Here is a 1,691-nt window from a genome sequence, read left to right on the forward strand (position 1 = left end):
ACCTTGACGCGACCGCGATCGCAAGTCCTATGGACCATCTCGACTCGAACGGCCTGTGCGCTGCCTGCGTTTCGAGTTGTTCAGACCTTCCCTAAATGGGAAGGCGTGGGTTATAGCCTGATCTTAGGTGGCGCGCTGGGTAACGCAGTTGACCGCCTGTTGCGAGGGGCTGTAGTCGATTTCCTCGATTTCCATTGGCACGGAGCGCATTGGCCCGCTTTCAATTTGGCTGACGTTGCAATATCCCTTGGCGCGATCTGCTTGCTTTCGGCCACCATGCACCAAGGAAAACGGGATGTCGCCGTAAGCGGACAAATTCCTATGAAAACTCCATAGTCGGATACAAGTCAAGGAATATGAGGCGCGTATCGGGTGTGATCGACACATAACTCAGGAGCCAGAAAGACTGATTTGGAGAATGCCGCTGGTGACCTTTCGATGGGATCGCTTGCTGAGCCAACGTCGGAGCCAGCAGTTGGTCTCCATAAGAGGAGGGTGAGTATCCGCTACATTAAGGACTGTCCGCTCCTGCCGATTTCGAAGGGCGCTGACAGCTTTCGCCGCTACGTCTTCGATTCACTGCAGGAGGTGCGTGACATGACGGCCGACTGGCTACACCGATACAACCACCATCGACCCCATGAAGCCCTCGGCCGAATCCCACCGGTCGAGTACCGTGTCAAACTGTTCCCCAATCTCTACTTCTGAGTGGCTCAGGTATTTGAGGGGACTTCAATGTTGACCCTCATTGCTTTCATGAAGTCCGCTTCCTGTGGTCTCACACAACAGGGATAAGTAGGGATTATTCGGCGGCGTTTCTAAGAAAAGCAGGCTTGAATCTTCCAAAAGGTATCCGTGCAGGTGACGGGACTTTCTAGGCCCGGTGACTTTACAGGTCCAGATATTCAGGCCGTTCGGCTGCTTGCGATGCAGTTGCAGCCTCTCGAAGCGCTTTTGTATCCACTGCCAGTCTTGCTGGCTCTCCTGCTTAGCCTGCGCGCCGACTTGCGGGTGCTCTTGCGCATAGCGCTGGAAGACCCCGGGACTGACCAGGTAGGTCGTGCCGCTCACCGTATGCACGAGCGCTTTTGCGTCGTTGATGATGAGTCGGCGGGACAAGATGCCCTGTTTCAGCCACGCCATGAAGTGCTCCCCGGATGGATGCGCTATCGAGGGCGCTGGCGCAGGCGACGACGGCAGTGACGCGGGCAAGGTTGGTATTTCGGGACGTGCGGCAGGCACCTGCTCTGAGAGCACTGCCGCGTCCTGCCCGATCGCGGGTAAGTCGCCGATACCCACCATCGAAAGCATGTCTTCCATCACGTCCGGCAAGGTTTGGAACTTGGACGAAGGAGCTGAAGATGAACGACCTCCTTCCCCTGGTGGATCTTCTTGGCCTTCCGGGGCGGCCAGCGGGCCGGCCGTCGAAATGGTGGTGAACACGTCAGCCTCTTTGTCCGTGGGCGCCACGTCGATCGCCACCGTGCCGGGGAACGGTGCCGGCCGCTCACGCGGCTCCCAGATCAGCGTGGGCGTTAGACGCAACAAGGTGAACGAGTGGGACCAGCCAGTCGTGCTGGTCACAGTCGCGCGCCAGACGTATGCGTCCGGCGAAGTCACCTTGACCGCCAGTGCGTCGCCGGTGACAGCCCTCAAGCGGAAGGCGACCAGCGGTGCGGCAGCAGTTCGTC

General features: G+C 58.5%; 3 protein-coding genes. 2 read left to right on the forward strand and 1 reads right to left on the reverse strand.

Going from position 1 to position 1,691, the window contains the following annotated elements:
• A partial coding sequence (gene lspA / locus Q392_RS32445; RefSeq protein ID WP_245610832.1) for a signal peptidase II occupies positions 1-336 on the forward strand: 336 nt, incomplete at its 5' end.
• A gap of 159 nt (positions 337-495) precedes the next feature.
• Entirely contained in the window at positions 496-708 is a 213-nt protein-coding gene (locus Q392_RS32450; RefSeq protein ID WP_169748359.1) for an integrase core domain-containing protein, read from the forward strand.
• 24 nt (positions 709-732) lie between these two features.
• On the opposite strand, the gene Q392_RS32455 is transcribed toward Q392_RS32450, so the two are convergent.
• Positions 733-1,691 (reverse strand): conjugal transfer nickase/helicase domain-containing protein (locus tag Q392_RS32455; protein WP_245610833.1); only part of this gene is annotated, 959 nt, incomplete at its 5' end.

Source organism: Xenophilus azovorans DSM 13620 (genome assembly GCF_000745855.1).
Lineage (GTDB): Bacteria > Pseudomonadota > Gammaproteobacteria > Burkholderiales > Burkholderiaceae_C > Xenophilus > Xenophilus azovorans.